General features: G+C 65.6%; 11 protein-coding genes, 1 tRNA gene and 1 pseudogene. 6 read left to right on the top strand and 7 right to left on the bottom strand.

Going from position 1 to position 15,233, the window contains the following annotated elements; all coding sequences use genetic code 11:
• Positions 1 to 158: 158 nt before the first annotated feature.
• Positions 159 to 428, top strand: coding sequence for a hypothetical protein (locus D6M19_RS33585; RefSeq protein ID WP_123029610.1), 270 nt, complete (start codon positions 159 to 161; stop codon positions 426 to 428).
• 784 nt (positions 429 to 1,212) lie between these two features.
• Here D6M19_RS33585 and D6M19_RS34500 read toward each other — a convergent pair.
• Complete coding sequence (locus D6M19_RS34500) at positions 1,213 to 1,710, bottom strand: hypothetical protein (protein WP_206428707.1); 498 nt, start codon at positions 1,708 to 1,710, stop codon at positions 1,213 to 1,215.
• Between the two features lie 265 nt (positions 1,711 to 1,975).
• Between D6M19_RS34500 and D6M19_RS33580 the strand changes: the two genes are divergently transcribed.
• Together D6M19_RS33580 and D6M19_RS33575 are read left to right on the top strand one after the other, a co-directional pair.
• Entirely contained in the window at positions 1,976 to 3,763 is a 1,788-nt protein-coding gene (locus D6M19_RS33580) for a hypothetical protein (protein WP_123029609.1), read from the top strand.
• A gap of 15 nt (positions 3,764 to 3,778) precedes the next feature.
• Entirely contained in the window at positions 3,779 to 4,147 is a 369-nt protein-coding gene (locus tag D6M19_RS33575; protein WP_123029608.1) for a carboxymuconolactone decarboxylase family protein, read from the top strand.
• Positions 4,148 to 4,268: 121 nt separating this feature from the next.
• On the opposite strand, the gene D6M19_RS33570 is transcribed toward D6M19_RS33575, so the two are convergent.
• Both D6M19_RS33570 and D6M19_RS33565 read right to left on the bottom strand, forming a co-directional pair.
• Positions 4,269 to 4,341: transfer RNA gene (locus D6M19_RS33570), tRNA-Thr, on the bottom strand.
• 57 nt (positions 4,342 to 4,398) lie between these two features.
• Positions 4,399 to 5,607: a DNA polymerase III subunit delta' gene (locus tag D6M19_RS33565; protein ID WP_123029607.1), complete on the bottom strand. Its 1,209-nt coding sequence runs from the start codon at positions 5,605 to 5,607 to the stop codon at positions 4,399 to 4,401.
• Positions 5,608 to 5,689: 82 nt separating this feature from the next.
• Between D6M19_RS33565 and D6M19_RS33560 the strand changes: the two genes are divergently transcribed.
• Positions 5,690 to 7,306, top strand: a complete 1,617-nt coding sequence (locus D6M19_RS33560; protein WP_123029606.1) for an adenylate/guanylate cyclase domain-containing protein — start codon at positions 5,690 to 5,692, stop codon at positions 7,304 to 7,306.
• On the opposite strand, the gene topA is transcribed toward D6M19_RS33560, so the two are convergent.
• The 3 genes from topA to cspA all read right to left on the bottom strand — a co-directional run bounded on the left by topA (position 7,303) and on the right by cspA (position 11,129).
• Positions 7,303 to 10,098 (bottom strand): type I DNA topoisomerase, encoded by a 2,796-nt coding sequence (gene topA, locus D6M19_RS33555; protein ID WP_123029605.1) that lies wholly within the window; start codon positions 10,096 to 10,098, stop codon positions 7,303 to 7,305. The genes D6M19_RS33560 and topA overlap by 4 nt on opposite strands.
• A gap of 134 nt (positions 10,099 to 10,232) precedes the next feature.
• Entirely contained in the window at positions 10,233 to 10,811 is a 579-nt protein-coding gene (locus D6M19_RS33550; protein ID WP_123029611.1) for a hypothetical protein, read from the bottom strand.
• Positions 10,812 to 10,925: 114 nt separating this feature from the next.
• On the bottom strand, positions 10,926 to 11,129 hold the full coding sequence (gene cspA, locus D6M19_RS33545; protein ID WP_066982775.1) for a cold shock protein CspA: 204 nt from the start codon (positions 11,127 to 11,129) through the stop codon (positions 10,926 to 10,928).
• Between the two features lie 264 nt (positions 11,130 to 11,393).
• On the opposite strand from cspA, the gene D6M19_RS33540 reads away from it, so the two are divergent.
• Both D6M19_RS33540 and D6M19_RS33535 read left to right on the top strand, forming a co-directional pair.
• Positions 11,394 to 13,703, top strand: coding sequence for a DNA 3'-5' helicase SftH (locus tag D6M19_RS33540; protein WP_123029604.1), 2,310 nt, complete (start codon positions 11,394 to 11,396; stop codon positions 13,701 to 13,703).
• Between the two features lie 299 nt (positions 13,704 to 14,002).
• Positions 14,003 to 15,106 (top strand): PAS domain-containing protein, encoded by a 1,104-nt coding sequence (locus tag D6M19_RS33535; RefSeq protein WP_164478826.1) that lies wholly within the window; start codon positions 14,003 to 14,005, stop codon positions 15,104 to 15,106.
• Here D6M19_RS33535 and D6M19_RS33530 read toward each other — a convergent pair.
• A pseudogene (locus D6M19_RS33530) lies at positions 15,103 to 15,233 on the bottom strand (IS481 family transposase); the annotation flags it as partial. The gene D6M19_RS33535 and the pseudogene D6M19_RS33530 overlap by 4 nt on opposite strands.

Here is a 15,233-nt window from a genome sequence, read left to right as displayed (position 1 = left end):
GGGCTGCGTGATTGACGACGGGAGTACTGGGGGCAGCGGGCGGTATTGCGGAACCCGAAGCGGATGCGGGCGTGACGCTAGTGGTCGCTTGGGGCGGCGTTGGGGCTTGCGGAACCGCCGGTGGGAGCGGGTTGGCTGCGCCCGAGGCAAGTCCTTTGGTGAATCCCTGCGACAGGTCGTTGACGGGGCTGGCTGGCGTCGGCAGGCCGGCTGGCGAGGTGGGCGCTGACGGCATGCTCGGACTGCTGGGCATGGACGGAGTGCTCGGCATGGACGGCATCGACGGCGGCTTCATGCCGGTCCCTCCGGACATTCCGGACATTGGACTCATCGGCGGCATGATGCCCGAGCTGCCTGGTTGTGGCGCGGGCGCGGGGACGGGAGCTCCACCGGGCGCGTTATTGATATCCGTCCGCATTGGACGCTGATCCCCGGAAGGATTGCCTGCAGGTGCCTCTATCGGATCGTGAGGAAACTTGCTCGAGTCATCCTCACGAATCGGTGCATCTAAGCGTGGCCCAGGCGGATTATCTGATGTCGGTTTTTCCGTTGGGTTGTTGATGTCATCGCGTAGTGGTCCCTGCGGAGGAGGCGGTCCATTGCCGGCCATAAAGAAATGCCCCTGCCCGTCCAGACGATGGGGTTCGGCTTGCACCGGCGGACCAGTTTGACCACCTTGAGAAGGCGCGGTTGCGGATCCAACCCTCGCTCCCTGGGAGGCAATATTCGCCGCCGCGGCCGCCGAGGCTGCAACTGCGGCCGTTCTGGCCGCTACGAGAATTGCCCAGATCATTGAGAGCACCGCCCAGCCGCCGAACACTCCCCCCTGTTGACCATCAATGATCTTCTGAATTGCTTCGTGCGCCTCTCGATCTACGACGTCCAGCTTTAGCCGGGCGTCTTTCACAATGTCCGCGCACTCATCGATGCAGTCGGCCATTGCAGCGAACAACTCTGATTGAGCCTCAATGGCGTTGCTGTCATCTTGGTAGATGACATGCATTGCCTCGATCATCGCGCCGTCATTGTTGCTGAGGATCGCTGATGCCGAAGCCGCAACGTCTCGCGCGCCCGCCTGCGACGTCTCTGCGAAGGTGCGTTGCGCGCGGGCAGCCCCCGTCCATGGAGCGGCGGAAGTTTCCGGCCATGACCCGTCGAGGATGAAGTCCGAAAATTTGCGATTGGGCTTTGCTTCGCCAGCACCGCCGACCGCTACCAACGAATGCCTACCTTGTAACACGTCCCAAGGGGACCGCCGTAATCGACAATCGCAGATTCATAAGTCGTGTTGTCGAAGGAATCTGGACCACGTTCGGGATACATATTCTCGCTGTAGAGCAACATGCCATCGATATACCGTTGCAGCGTGCGGGTCAAGTAACGCGGCGGGTCGGCATGCTGGTTTAGCAGCGGCTGAATCCGATTAGCCCAGTCCAAAGTCTCAGCCTTGTATCCGGGAATTGCGCCTAAGCGTTCCGGTGAGGCTGCATCGCCCTTATTCTGAAAATTTCGGGTTCGGTCGCTCTGTTCTCTCATAAGAGGACTAATGACCGCACAGAGCGCCTTGTCCGCATCCTCTACGAATAGCTCTTGCTGCTCCGCTCGAGGATTCGGTAATGGCGGCGGGGTAGATTCGCGAGTTGCCCCGATGATTGAAAGCACCAGCGCGGCGACACCAAGTAGCACCGCCAGTACCACCCCGCTCGCCAACAAGCCCGTTCTGGCCCGTTTGGGAGGCGTACCAGGGCCAAAGTTCGCTGGCTGCGGAACATAGCCAGACGGCGGCAGAGGACCGCTACCTGGCGGTGGGGCGCCAAACCCTGGCGGATAGGGCGAGCTTCCAGTCATTCGTCCAGCGTAAATGCTTCCGGAATCACGCCGCAGCGGCTGTTGTGAAGGCGTTATCTGTCATCACTGACCGCCCGAATCGCTACCCGTACAGTCGAAGGGTTCCGCCGACCAGCAGAAAGGACGTATGGCAGTCCGGCTGACCCGCACCAACTGGGTTGCTTTGACCGCCATCGCCCTGATCGCGGTCCAGCTCGTCATCCGCGCGGTCCTGGCGTTCAAGGGCTACTTCTACTGGGACGACCTCATCCTCGTCGGCCGCGCCGGCACCCAAGACCTCTTCTCGCCGGAATACCTCTTCGACGACCACGACGGTCACGTCATGCCCGCAGCATTCCTCGTCGCAGGCGTCATCACCCACCTCGCACCGCTCAACTGGATCGGCCCGGCGATCAGCCTCGTCGTTCTGCAACTACTCGCGTCGCTGGCGCTCCTACGCGCGCTCCACGTCATCCTCGGCTGGCGCCCCGTCCTGCTCATCCCGTTGACCTTCGCCCTCTTCACACCACTCGGCATACCCGGATTCGCCTGGTGGGCAGCCGCTCTGAACTCGCTTCCAATGCTCGCCGCCATGGCATGGGTGACCGCGGACGCGATCCTTCTCGTGCGCACCGGCAATCAGCGCTACGCCGTCACCGCGCTCCTCGTCTTCTTCGGCGGCCTGCTTTTCTTCGAAAAGGCGGCCGTCATCCCCTTCGTCGCCTTCACCATCACCGCGCTGCTCGCCCACGTCACCGGTGACAGCTCCGCCCTCCGTAACGTGTGGCATCGCGGCACACGATTCTGGGTCGGATCGCTCGCACTCACCGCCGCCTGGATCGCCCTCTACCTCGTCGTCGTCGACCAGGAACGCTGGAGCCGCGACCTACCCATGACGCGAGACCTGTTGAGCCGCTCCATCACTCACGGCATCGCGCCTGGGCTAGCAGGTGGCCCGTGGGACTGGCAGCGCTGGGCACCGGCATCACCATGGGCGACACCCCCGGCCACAGTCATGGTTCTCGGCTGGCTCGCACTCGCCGCAGTAATCGCGGTCTCCTTCCTCCGCAAAGAGCGCATCGGCCTGTTGTGGGCCGTCGCCGTCGGCTACACGATCGCCTGCCAGATCCCGATCTACCTGATGCGCTCATCAAAGTTCACAGCGCTCGAACTCGCGCAGACCCTGCGCTACTTCCCCGACCTCGTCGTCGTCCTGTCACTCCTCGCGGCGGTCGGGTTCTGCGCACCCAACCGCGAGCGATCCAGATGGCTCGACGCCTCTCGCGCTCGCACCGCCGTAACCGTCACCGCCGCAGTCGCGTTCGTCGGCAGCAGCCTCTACTCGACCGCAACATTCACGACGATCTGGCAGGACAACCCCGCGCAGCCCTACCTCCAGAATGCCGAAGCCGGCCTTGCCGAAGCACATCGATCGTCCAGCGCTCCGATGCTCGACCAAGAGGTCGACCCGTTCGTCCTGCAACGCGTCGCCGCGCCGGAGAACCTGGCCAGCCACATGTTCGCGCTGCTGCGCGATCGCCCCGAATTCGAGAGCACCACAAGCCAACTCCGGATGCTCGACAACCGCGGCCATGTCGTCGATGCCAAGGTCACCTGGGTGCGCACCATCGTCAGGGGCCCCGACCCCAAGTGCGGCTACCTGGTTCAGACCGACTTCCCCGTGCGCATGCCGCTCGACGGCCCGCTGTTGCCGTCGGACTGGACCGCTGAGATCAACTACCTCGCCAACAGTGAGGGCTCGATGACGATGTCACTCACCGAGGGCCCCGACGTCAAGGTGCCGGTCCATCCCGGACTCAACCGCGTCTTCGTACGCCTGCCCGGCGCCGGCGATGCCATCGACGTGCGCGCCAATACCGCCGCTCTGTCCGTCTGCCTCGCGTCCGGCCCTGTGGGTTACCTCGCGCCGCTCTGATGCCATCGTGGACCCATGACTGATGTGCGTGAAACAGGGTTGACCGTCTTCCGCGAGTTGCTGCCGGGCGTCATCCCCGATGGTGAGGCCGATCTCCCCCGCAGCGGATTCGCCGACGAATTGTTCGAGATCTCCGTTGACAACGTCTTCGGTCGGCTGTGGGGACGCGAGGGCCTCAGCCGGCGCGACCGCAGTCTGCTGACGCTCGGCATTCTGATCGCGCTGCGGGCCAACGACGAACTGGCCATCCACTTCAAGATCGCACGGACCAACGGCCTCACCGACGACGAGATAGCGGAGGTCGTATACCACGCCAGCGGCTACGCCGGATTCCCGGCCGCGGCGACAGCGAACAGGATCGCGGGCGAAGCACTGGGCGGCTGAACAGGCTGCGGTCGCTCGCGGCCCACGACGGGGCGCAGAATGCCGGCAAATTGCGGCGTGTCGCGTGCAAACGCGCACGCTCGCGGGGCAAGGCGGGGCAAGGCGGGCCAGGAAAATAGCGAGCCACCTGGGGGAATCGAACCCCCGACCTATTCATTACGAGTGAATCGCTCTACCGACTGAGCTAAGGTGGCGCGCCCGGCGCTAGCCGGGCGGGACGAGTCTACGACAGGCCGCGGTGACCACCCAAGTCAGTTGCGAAGCGCCTTGCCCACTGTGGCGACCATCGCGTCGACCGCGAATTTCGGCTTCACGTTGACGGCGAGCGCCTCACGGCAGTCCAGCACCGCCTCGATGCACCGCAACAGCCGATCCGGCGGCACCACAGCCGCCATCGCCTGCACCTTGTCCGACATATCCGGATGGTTCGGCGGGATATCACCCGCTTGCGCCGACACCAAAAGCGCATCCCGGAAGTACATCGCCAGGTCGATCAACGCCCGATCCAGTGCGTCGCGAGACGCGCGTGTGTGACGCGACTTCTGTCTGCGCTCAAGGTCTTTGATAGCGCCCGTCGCACCGCGCATCGCCCCAGCGGTGCCCTTACCGGTGCCGCCTGCGCCCAGCGCGGTGCGCAACTCCTCCGACTCGGTCTCGTTGCGGCCGACCGTCAACGCCAGCGCCTCCGCCTCGGCCGCGGCCACCAGTTCCTCAGCGGCTCCGTAGGCCCGCGACGGCGTCGCCGCGTCACGCGCCAGTGCAAGCGCGCGCTCGCGTCGCCGTCGCGCCTCCTCGTCGGTGGCCAGCCGACGTGCCCGCCCGACATGCCCGCCACTCACCGACGCCGCCCAATTTGCGTCCTCGGCGGGCAGCCCGTCCGAGTCGATCAGCACCCGGGCGATGGCCTCCACCTGCGGCGTCACCAGCGCGACGTGGCGGCAGCGCGACCGCAGGGTGATCGCGATGTCCTCTGGATCCACCGACGGCGCACACAGCAGGAACACGGTGGACGGCGGCGGCTCCTCAACGACCTTGAGCAGCGCGTTCGCCGCTCCCTCGGTCAACCGGTCGGCATCCTCGATCAACACGACCTGCCACCGGCCCGTGCTCGGACGCCGCGACGCGATCTGGACGATGTTGCGCATCTCGTCGACACCGATCGACAGCCCCTCGGGGATGATTCTGCGCACGTCGGCGTGGGTTCCGGCCATCGCGGTGGTACAGGCGCGGCACTCGCCGCAGCCGGGCACGCCGTCGGATTCGCACTGCAGCGCCGCGGCGAAGCACAGCGCGGCCACCGAACGCCCGGACCCTGGCGGGCCGGTGATCAGCCACGCATGTGTCATGGTCCCGGTGGCGTTGGCATTGTGAGCAGGGTCACGACGTGCAGCCTGTGCAGCAGCTATCAATTCCCTCTCAACCGCATCTTGGCCTACAAGACGCGAAAAAACCCCGGCCATCACACATAACAGTAGTGCTGCGAACCGACACAGCCGTCCCAGACCGCCCGTTCCGGTCTGCCGGGACCGATACGGTTAACGGGTGACCACGCAGGCCGAACCGATTGGGCGAATCAGCGCATTCGTCCGCTGGGTGGCGCGCACTCCGTGGCCGGTGTTCACCCTCGGCATGCTGCAGTCCGACATCATCGGCGCATTGTTCGTGCTGGGTTTCCTCCGTTTCGGGCTGCCGCCCGAGGACCGGATCCAGCTGCAGGACCTGCCCACCTTCAACCTGGCCGTCTTCCTGGGCTTCCTGTTCCTGTCCTTCACCGTCGGCGCCTACGTCAGCCTCAGGCTGCTGATCCCGGTGATGCGCTGGCAGCGCCGCGACAGCCTGCTGGCCGACAGCGACCCCGCCGCCACCGAGCTGGCCCGCACGCGCGCACTGAAGATGCCCTTCTATCGGTCGCTCATCAACGTCGTCAACTGGTGCCTGGGATCGGTCGTCTTCATCGTCGCCAGTTGGCCGGTGGCCAGCCATGCAGCACCCGTTGTCGCGGTGGCTACCGCGCTCGGGGCGACCGCAACGGCGATCATCGGCTACCTGCAATCCGAACGCGTGCTGCGCCCTGTCGCCGTGGCGGCCCTACGAGGCGGTGTGCCGGAGAACTACCGCGCCGCGGGCGTCATCCTGAGGCAGGTGCTGACGTGGGTGCTGTCCACCGGTGTTCCGGTTTTGGCGATCGTGCTGGCATTGGTGGCCAGCAAGTTCCAGATCCTCACCGCGTCCGCCGAGCGGCTGACAACCCCGATCCTGATCATGGCGATCGCCGCACTGCTCGTCGGTTTGGCAGGCACCGTGCTGGTGGCGATGGCCATCGCCGATCCGCTGCGCCAATTGCGTTGGGCGCTGGGTGAAGTCCAGCGCGGCAACTACAACGCTCACATGCAGATTTATGACGCCAGCGAATTGGGTTTGCTGCAAGCCGGATTCAACGACATGGTTCGCGACCTCGCCGAACGGCAGAGGCTGCGTGACCTATTCGGTCGCTACGTCGGCGAGGACGTCGCCCGCCGCGCCCTCGAACGCGGCACGGAACTCGGCGGTCAGGAACGCGACGTCGCGGTGCTGTTCATCGACCTGGTCGGCTCGACCCAGCTGGCCTCCAACCGGCCCGCTTCCGAGGTCGTCAGCCTGCTCAACGAGTTCTTCCGCGTCGTCGTCGACACCGTCGCTCGCCACGGCGGCTTCGTCAACAAATTCCAGGGCGACGCCGCGCTGGCCATCTTCGGCGCGCCGATCGAGCATCCCGACGCGTCGGGCGCCGCGCTGGCGGCCTCCCGTGAGCTGCACGACGAGCTACTCGCCGTGCTTGGCTCCGAAATGGAGTTCGGCATCGGGGTGTCCGCTGGACGCGCCATCGCAGGCCACATCGGGGCCCAGGCGCGCTTCGAGTACACCGTCATCGGCGACCCTGTCAACGAGGCTGCCCGGCTGACCGAGCTGGCGAAGCTGGAGCAAGGCCACGTGCTGGCATCGGCGATCGCAGTCAGCGGCGCGCTGGACGCCGAGGCGCTGTGCTGGGACGTCGGCGAGATCGTCGAATTGCGTGGGCGGTCCGCCCCGACTCAGCTCGCGCGACCGCTCAATCTTGTTGAGTCCGGCCAGGAGTCGGCCGGCAATGTGACGAGGACGCCTGAGGACAGTCGCCGCTAGCTGCGCTTGGCGGCTTTCTTGGCTGGTGCCTTCTTCGCGGCTTTCTTGGCCGCCTTCTTGGCCGGGCGCTTCGACGGTCCACGTGCACGCCGGTCGGCCAGCAGTTCGGCGGCCCGCTCGTCGGTGATCGACAGCACGTCGTCGCCCTTGCGCAGGCTGGCATTGGTCTCGCCGTCGGTCACGTACGGCCCGAAGCGGCCGTCTTTGATGACCATCGGCTTGCCTGTCGCCGGGTCGGCACCCAACTCTCGCAGCGGCGGTGCCGAAGCACCCTGTCCCGCACGACGTTTGGGCTCGGAGTAGATCTTCAGCGCCTCGTCGAGCGTGATGTCGAACATCTGCTCTTCGTTAGCCAGCGAACGAGAGTCGGTGCCACGCTTGAGATATGGCCCGTACCGTCCGTTCTGAGCGGTGATCTCCTCACCGGTATTCGGGTCGGCACCGACAACGCGCGGCAGCGACAGCAGCCGCAGCGCATCCTCGAGCGTCACCGTCTCCAGGTCCATCGACCGCAGCAGCGAGCCGGTGCGTGGTTTGGGGCCGGTCGGCTTCTTGCCCTTCTTCGCCGGGGCGCCGTCTTCGGGCTCGTCGGGCTCGGGCAGCACCTCGGTCACGTACGGCCCGTACCGGCCGTCCTTGGCGACAATCGGGTGACCCGTCTCGGGATCGACGCCAAGCGTGCGACCCTCCTGCGGTGTGGCGAAAGCCTTTTCGGCCAGATCGAGGGTCAGCTCATCCGGCGTCAGCTCGTCCTTGAGGTTGGCACGCTGCGGCTTGGGTTCGCCGTCGTCACCGATGACGGTGCGCTCCAGATAGGGGCCGTTCTTGCCGACGCGCACGTAAACCGGACGGCCTTCTTCGTCGTCAAACAGCTTGATGGAGTTGACTTCTCGGGCATCGATGCCTTCGAGGTTGACACCGACCAGCTTCTTCAACCCACCGGAGCGGGCGATCGACTCCGGCACACCGTGGTCGCCGCCGAAGTAGAAGTTGGACAACCACGTGGTGCGCTGCTCGTGGCCAGACGCGATCTCGTCGAGCTCGTCCTCCATGGCCGCGGTGAATCCGTAGTCGACCAGGCGCCCGAAGTGCTGCTCAAGCAGACCGGTGACGGCGAAGGCCACCCATGACGGCACCAGCGCGCTGCCCTTCTTGTGGACGTAGCCGCGGTCCTGGATAGTCTTGATGATCGACGAGTACGTCGACGGACGACCGATGCCGAGATCTTCCAGCGCCTTGATCAGCGACGCCTCGGTGTAGCGAGCCGGCGGGCTGGTGTTGTGGCCGTCGGCGGTCAGGTCCTTGGCATCGACCCGCTGGCCCTCGGTCAGGTTGGGCAGTCTGCTCTCGGCGTCGTCGGCCTCACCGCCGGCCTGCTCGTCGAGGCTTTCGACGTAGGCCTTGAGGAACCCCGCGAACGTGATGGTGCGACCGCTGGCGTTGAACACCACCTGCTCGCCCGAGCGGGCAGCTCCGGAAATCCGCAGCGACAGCGTCGTGCCACGCGCGTCGGCCATCTGCGAGGCCACGGTGCGCTGCCAGATCAGCTCATAGAGGCGGAACTCGTCGGTGTCGAGCTGGCTGTGCAGCTGACCCGGCGTCTGGAACACATCGCCTGCGGGCCTGATCGCCTCGTGCGCCTCCTGCGCGTTCTTCACCTTGCGGGTGTACTGGCGCGGCGTCGGATGCACGTACTCCTCGCCGTACAGCTGGCGGGCCTGGTTGCGCGCGGCATTGATTGCCGACTCCGACAGCGTCGTGGAGTCGGTACGCATATAAGTGATGTAGCCGTTCTCGTAGAGCCGCTGGGCGATGCTCATCGTGCGCTCCGAGCTGAACCGCAGTTTGCGGCCGGCCTCCTGCTGCAGCGTCGACGTCATAAACGGCGCGTACGGCCTGCGGGTGTACGGCTTCTGCTCGACGGAGCTGACCTCGAGCTGCGCACCGCGCAGCCCCGTCGCCAACGCTCCCGCGCTGGCCTCGTCGAGCACCAGCACCTCGTCGGGCTTCTTCAGCTGGCCCAGCGAATCGAAGTCGCGACCGGCAGCCACCCTCTTGCCGTCGACATTGTTCAGCTTGGCGGTGAAGGTGGGCGGGGACGCCTGGGCGTCGGACACGCTGGCGTCCAGTTCGGCGGTGACGTCCCAGTAGCCGGCGCTGCGGAACGCCATCCGCTCGCGCTCGCGCGACACGATGATGCGGGTCGCCACCGACTGGACCCGGCCCGCCGACAGTTTCGGCGCGACCTTCTTCCACAGCACGGGGCTGACCTCGTAGCCATACAGCCGGTCCAGGATGCGGCGGGTCTCCTGCGCATCGACCAGGTCGTTGTCCAGGTCGCGTGGGTGCTCAGCAGCATTGCGGATGGCCGGTTCGGTGATCTCGTGGAACACCATCCGCTTGACCGGGATGCTCGGCTTCAGTGTTTCGAGGAGATGCCAGGCGATGGCCTCGCCCTCACGGTCACCGTCTGTGGCCAGATAGAGTTCGTCGACGTCTTTGAGCAGGCCTTTCAGCTCAGTCACGGTGCTCTTCTTGTCGGGGCTGATGATGTAGAGCGGTTCGAAATCCGCGTCCACATTGACCCCGAGCCGGGCCCACGGCTCGGATTTGTACTTGGCGGGCACGTCAGCGGCCGCCCTCGGCAAATCCCGGATGTGCCCGCGGGAGGACTCGACGATGTAGTTGGAGCCCAGGTAGCCGGCTATTTTGCGTGCTTTAGTGGGCGACTCGACAATGACGAGTCGCCGCACCCCACCGTTGCGGCCGCTGCCGCGGTCCTCGCCAGCCAATTGTGCTTACGCTCCACTTCTATGTTGCCGTCCGACGCCGGATTCATGCGTTCTTCACTATCCGTCGCCGTTGGCAACTGACAATTTCGCACCCCGGGCGAGCCGACGCAAACTGACCTTCCGACCCGAGGGCCTCAAATCCTAGGCCACGAGGAGAACGCCTCAACGTCGCCTGGAGGTTCCCCCACGTTCTCTACCAGGCGCGATAGCCGTCGACGGCCGCTGATTCGCAGGGCCGGATGCGCGCCCCTGGTTCCGATGAGAGTCGGTGCTATCCCGACCCGCATCAGGGCCGAGGCAAGCGGCGAATGGGTGTCGGGCGCGTGTGGGTCCAGGCCCAACAGATATCGATCCGATTCAGGGGTGCCCGCCGCCAGCGTCCAGGCCCGCAGCTCGCGCGGTCCCGGCAGCCACTGGGGTGGCACGGTCTTGACCGCTCCGCGGGTCCACTGGGCGGCGATACCGAGCAGCTGAGGGTGCACAGCTGTGCGCACGAGTGGGGTGTTCTCATCCGTTCGGGCGATCTCGGGCTCCAGCCCCGCCTCCACGATCATCTCGGCCAGTGCCACGGCGCGCCAGGGGCGATCCACCACCACCGACAGCCGCGCGCCCTCCCCGACCACGACCACCTGGCCGGGTGCGGCAAGAAGTCCCGTCAGGTCGGCAACCGCGGGCGGCACCGACTCTGCAGAGAAGAACGAGAGCTGGCTCACGGACACGACAGTAGGCCAGTACCGCGCCGCTGCGGTGTCGGCCGGGCCGCACAAAAACGAAAACCCCCGCCGTCCTACGGGACCGTGCGGGGGGAATCGTTGCGGTTCGATTGCTCAGATGGACCGAACGCCGGTTGCCTGTGGGCCTTTGGGGCTCTGGCCGACCTCGAACTCAACCTTCTGATTTTCCTCGAGAGTCCGGAAGCCGGATCCCTGAATCTCCGTGTAGTGGACAAATACGTCAGCGGAGCCGTCCTCGGGGGCGATAAAGCCGAAGCCCTTCTCCGCGTTGAACCACTTCACAGTTCCCTGTGGCATCTTTCGATCTTTCCTTCTCTTCTACCGGGTACGGCCCACCGACTTCCGGTGCACCGGGCCCGTTCCGACCGCCATACCTTCGTGGAGTCGCCGGAACTTGACCCGACCTAAACCCTCGCAGGAACCGCGATCGCAACGTCGATCCTGCGAGTGCATATACACGAACACAGAAGCTGCGACCGCCCTTAGTCAATCATGTTCGAAGCTCCAGCGACAGTCTTGCCGAAGCAACTAGGGAACAATTCATGGGCAGGAGGGCAAACGATGTCGGATTTCGGCCGCGAGCTGCTCGCATGCGCGGTCGAAGGCACCGATCCGGAGGAGAAACCGCTGCGGCATGTGGCGGACCTGGCGCCACGGCAAGCACGCCAACGGGCGTGGCCGCGCTGGGCCGATCCGGATGTGGTGCGGGCCTTCCATGATCGCGGAATCACCGCGCCTTGGTCGCACCAGACCGAGGCGGCTGATCTCGCCCACGACGGCCGCCATGTCGTACTCAGCACCGGCACTGCTTCGGGCAAGTCGCTGGCCTATCAGCTGCCCATCCTGACGGCGTTCGCCACCGATCCCCGCGCACGCGCGCTGTACCTGTCGCCGACGAAGGCCCTTGGCCACGACCAGTTGCGCGCAGCCCATGCGCTCACCGGCGCCGTTAGCAAGCTTGCGACGGTTGCACCGAGCGCCTACGACGGCGACAGCCCGAGCGAGGTACGACGGTTCGCGCGCGAACGGTCGCGCTGGATCTTCTCCAACCCCGACATGATCCACCTGTCGATGTTGCGAAACCACGCTCGGTGGGCGGTCTTCTTGCGGAACCTGCGTTACATCGTCGTCGACGAGTGCCATTACTACCGAGGCGTTTTCGGCTCGAACGTGGCGATGGTGTTACGCCGGCTGATGCGGCTGTGCACGCGCTACTCTGCTGCGCCAACGGTGATCTTCGCCAGCGCGACGACCGCCTCACCGGCGGCCACCGCCTCGGAGTTGATCGGGCAGACGGTGCTCGAGGTGACCGAGGACGGCTCACCTCAGGGTGCGCGCACGGTCGCGCTGTGGGAGCCGGCGCTGCGCACCGACCTGGTCGGGGAGAACGGAGCGCCGGTGCGGCGGTCCGCGGGCGCCGAGGCGGCACGGGTGATGGCCGACCTGATCGCCGAGGGCGCGCGCACACTGACGTTCGTCCGATCCCGGCGCGGGGCCGAGCTCACCGCGCTGGCCGCCCGTGCCCGGCTGGAGGACGTCGCGCCCGAGTTGGCGGGCCGGGTGGCGTCCTATCGTGCCGGTTACCTTGCCGAGGATCGTCGCGCCCTGGAACGTGCACTGGCCGAGGGTGATCTGCGCGGTCTGGCCAGTACCAACGCGCTCGAGCTCGGTGTCGACATCGCGGGCCTTGACGCCGTGGTGCTCGCCGGCTTCCCCGGAACCGTGACGTCGTTCTGGCAGCAGGCCGGACGGTCCGGCAGACGCGGACAGGGCGCGCTGATCCTGTTGATTGCCCGCGACGACCCGTTGGACACCTACCTGGTCCATCATCCGGAAGCGTTGTTGGACAAGCCGATCGAGCGAGTTGTCATCGACCCGGGAAATCCCTACGTGCTCGGGCCGCAACTACTCTGCGCGGCAACGGAGCTGCCGTTGACCGATGCCGAGGTGCGCGCCTGGAATGCCGAGGAAGTCGCGGAGGCGCTCGTCGACGACGGGTTGCTTCGTCGACGGCCGAGCGGCTACTTCCCCAGCCCCGGCGTCGATCCGCATCCCGCGGTGGACATCCGCGGCTCGTCGGGCGGCCAGATCGCGATCCTGGAGACCGAGACCGGTCGGATGTTGGGCAGTGCCGACGTCGGCAGGGCACCGGCGACCGTCCATCCGGGGGCGGTCTATCTGCACCAGGGCGAGTCGTATCTGGTCGACTCTCTCGATTTCGAGGACGGCCTGGCATTCGTACATGCCGAGGATCCCGGTTATACGACGTTCGCTCGCGAGCTCACCGACATCGCGGTGACCGGCCCCGGCGAGCGAAACAGCTTCGGGCCGGTCACTATCGGGCTGGTTCCGGTGTCGGTGAGCAACACGGTGATCGGGTATCTGCGCCGCGAACGCAGCGGCGAAGTGATCGACTTCGTCGAGCTCGACATGCCGACCCGCACTCTGGACACCAGGGCGGTCATGTGCACGATCACACCGGAAGCGTTGGGAGACAACGGTGTCGAACCGTTGAGGATCCCGGGTGCCCTACACGCCGCCGAGCACGCGGCGATCGGCCTACTCCCACTGGTGGCCAGCTGCGACCGCGGCGATATCGGCGGGTTGTCGACGGCGGTCGGGCCGGTGGCAGGCCTGCCGACGATCTTCGTATACGACGGCTATCCGGGCGGAGCGGGGTTCGCCGATCGCGGCTTCCAACAGATCTCCGCGTGGTGGGGCGCTACGGCCGCGGCGATCGAAGCCTGCGAGTGCCCACTGGGCTGCCCGTCGTGCGTGCAGTCACCCAAGTGTGGGAACGGAAACGACCCTCTGGACAAGGCGGGCGCGGTCCGCGTGCTGCGGCTGGTGCTGCGCGAATTCGAGCGCTAGGCAAGATGAAACCACAGTGACGGCCGACCCCTCGACGGCCGCCCGTGGACCAGCAATCGACGGTGCCGGTTCGGGCACGCCGAGCGCCTAACGGCTTCGATCAAACGGTCATACAACGCGATCCGTTTCAATACTCAGCGGTATGGCGTAGTCGCAAATTACCTCGTAGAGGCCTTTTGAGCAACTTGGCGTACCGTTTTCGCCAGCGTTAAAATCATGGTATATACCATGAGGCTACGGATTTCGTCGTGATATTTGCGTGACAATACGCAAAACTGCATGCCGGTAGGATTTACCAAATGAGCCACGACTGGCTGCTGGTGGAGACACTGGGTGGCGAGCCTGTTGTGGTGGCCGACGGTCGTCGCACCAAGAATCTCATCCCGATCAGCGTATTTCTGCGACGAAGTCCGGACCTGATGGCGATTCAGACCGCGATATCCGACACTGTGCGCGCCGGAGAGGCGATGAGTGCCATCACGCCGCGCAACGACCGCGTAATCCGCACAGAGCCTGTCCTGATGTCCGACGGGCGGCTACACGGGGTGCACGTCTGGATTGGGCCGCTGAATATGGAACCGCCGGAGCGGCTGATACCTGGGCCGCTCAAATGGGACCTCACCGCCGGTGTGGCCACCGACACCCCTGAGTCGATCTACAACAGCGGCCGCGACCCGTCGACCGAGACCACCCACGGCCGGACGTTCGCCGAAGACCTGCCGATGCGCGCCCTCAACCCGAGCGAGACCAAGGTGCTGTCGATGGCGATCAAGGGCGAGCCGGGCATGACGATGTGCAGCACGTGGAATGTCACCGACCACCAGGGCGAGACCATCTCCGTCGGCTTCGTTGCCCGCGCCAACCCCGAATCGCAGGACGACGGCAGCGAGCGGCTCATCTGTCGCGCCATGAACTGGCGCGCCGAGCCCGAAGGTCCGTCGCTGCCACCCGACCACCTTGCGCAACGGATTCTCGACGGCCTGTCACGTCCCGGAGTGCACCGCGCCATCGTCGATCCGGTCAACTGGCGACTGCTCAAGTGGCTCGACCGGCCCGCCCCGTTCTTCGATTGGCACGCTCGAGAGGCGGGACGGCAAGCCGTCAATCCCGCTGACGCGGTTCATATGGCAAGGATGACGTTGGAATTCGCCAACGGATCCACCAGCGCCGTATTGCGCTTACGGGCGACCGACGGCGGATGGATACCCGTGCACATGACCATCAACCGGATCGAACTCGAGCCGGGCACGTTCGCCGCATTGTTGGCGCTGCGGCTGCCGACCGATGCCGAGTTGGCGGTGGTGGATTTCGTCGACGACGACCAAGAGGCGCCGCCGGAGAAGAAGCCGCGAAAAGGCAAGAAGCGCAAGAAGGACAAGCAGAAGAAGGTCAAAGGCGACTAGCTGTACTGACCTGAGAGGTTAGGTACGCGGCTGGCGGGTGGTTGACCGCCGAGTGCGGTGTGGCCGCGGTGGTGATTGTAGGTGTGTAGCCAGGTGATGAACGCGGTGCAGCGTTCGGAGTCGCTGG

The sequence above is a fragment of the Mycolicibacterium stellerae genome (genome assembly GCF_003719305.1).
GTDB classification, from domain to species: domain Bacteria; phylum Actinomycetota; class Actinomycetes; order Mycobacteriales; family Mycobacteriaceae; genus Mycobacterium; species Mycobacterium stellerae.
This window is presented reverse-complemented; position numbering and strand designations above follow the sequence as displayed.

What these genes read in the sequence shown, in the direction of transcription:
- D6M19_RS33580 (WP_123029609.1), top strand. Translation starts at nt 1,976, where the DNA reads ATGGCAGTCCGGCTGACCCGCACCAACTGGGTTGCTTTGACCGCCATC.
- D6M19_RS33575 (WP_123029608.1), top strand. Translation starts at nt 3,779, where the DNA reads ATGACTGATGTGCGTGAAACAGGGTTGACCGTCTTCCGCGAGTTGCTG.
- D6M19_RS33565 (WP_123029607.1), bottom strand. Translation starts at nt 5,607, where the DNA reads ATGGCCGGGGTTTTTTCGCGTCTTGTAGGCCAAGATGCGGTTGAGAGG.
- cspA (WP_066982775.1), bottom strand. Translation starts at nt 11,129, where the DNA reads ATGCCACAGGGAACTGTGAAGTGGTTCAACGCGGAGAAGGGCTTCGGC.
- D6M19_RS33540 (WP_123029604.1), top strand. Translation starts at nt 11,394, where the DNA reads ATGTCGGATTTCGGCCGCGAGCTGCTCGCATGCGCGGTCGAAGGCACC.
- D6M19_RS33535 (WP_164478826.1), top strand. Translation starts at nt 14,003, where the DNA reads ATGAGCCACGACTGGCTGCTGGTGGAGACACTGGGTGGCGAGCCTGTT.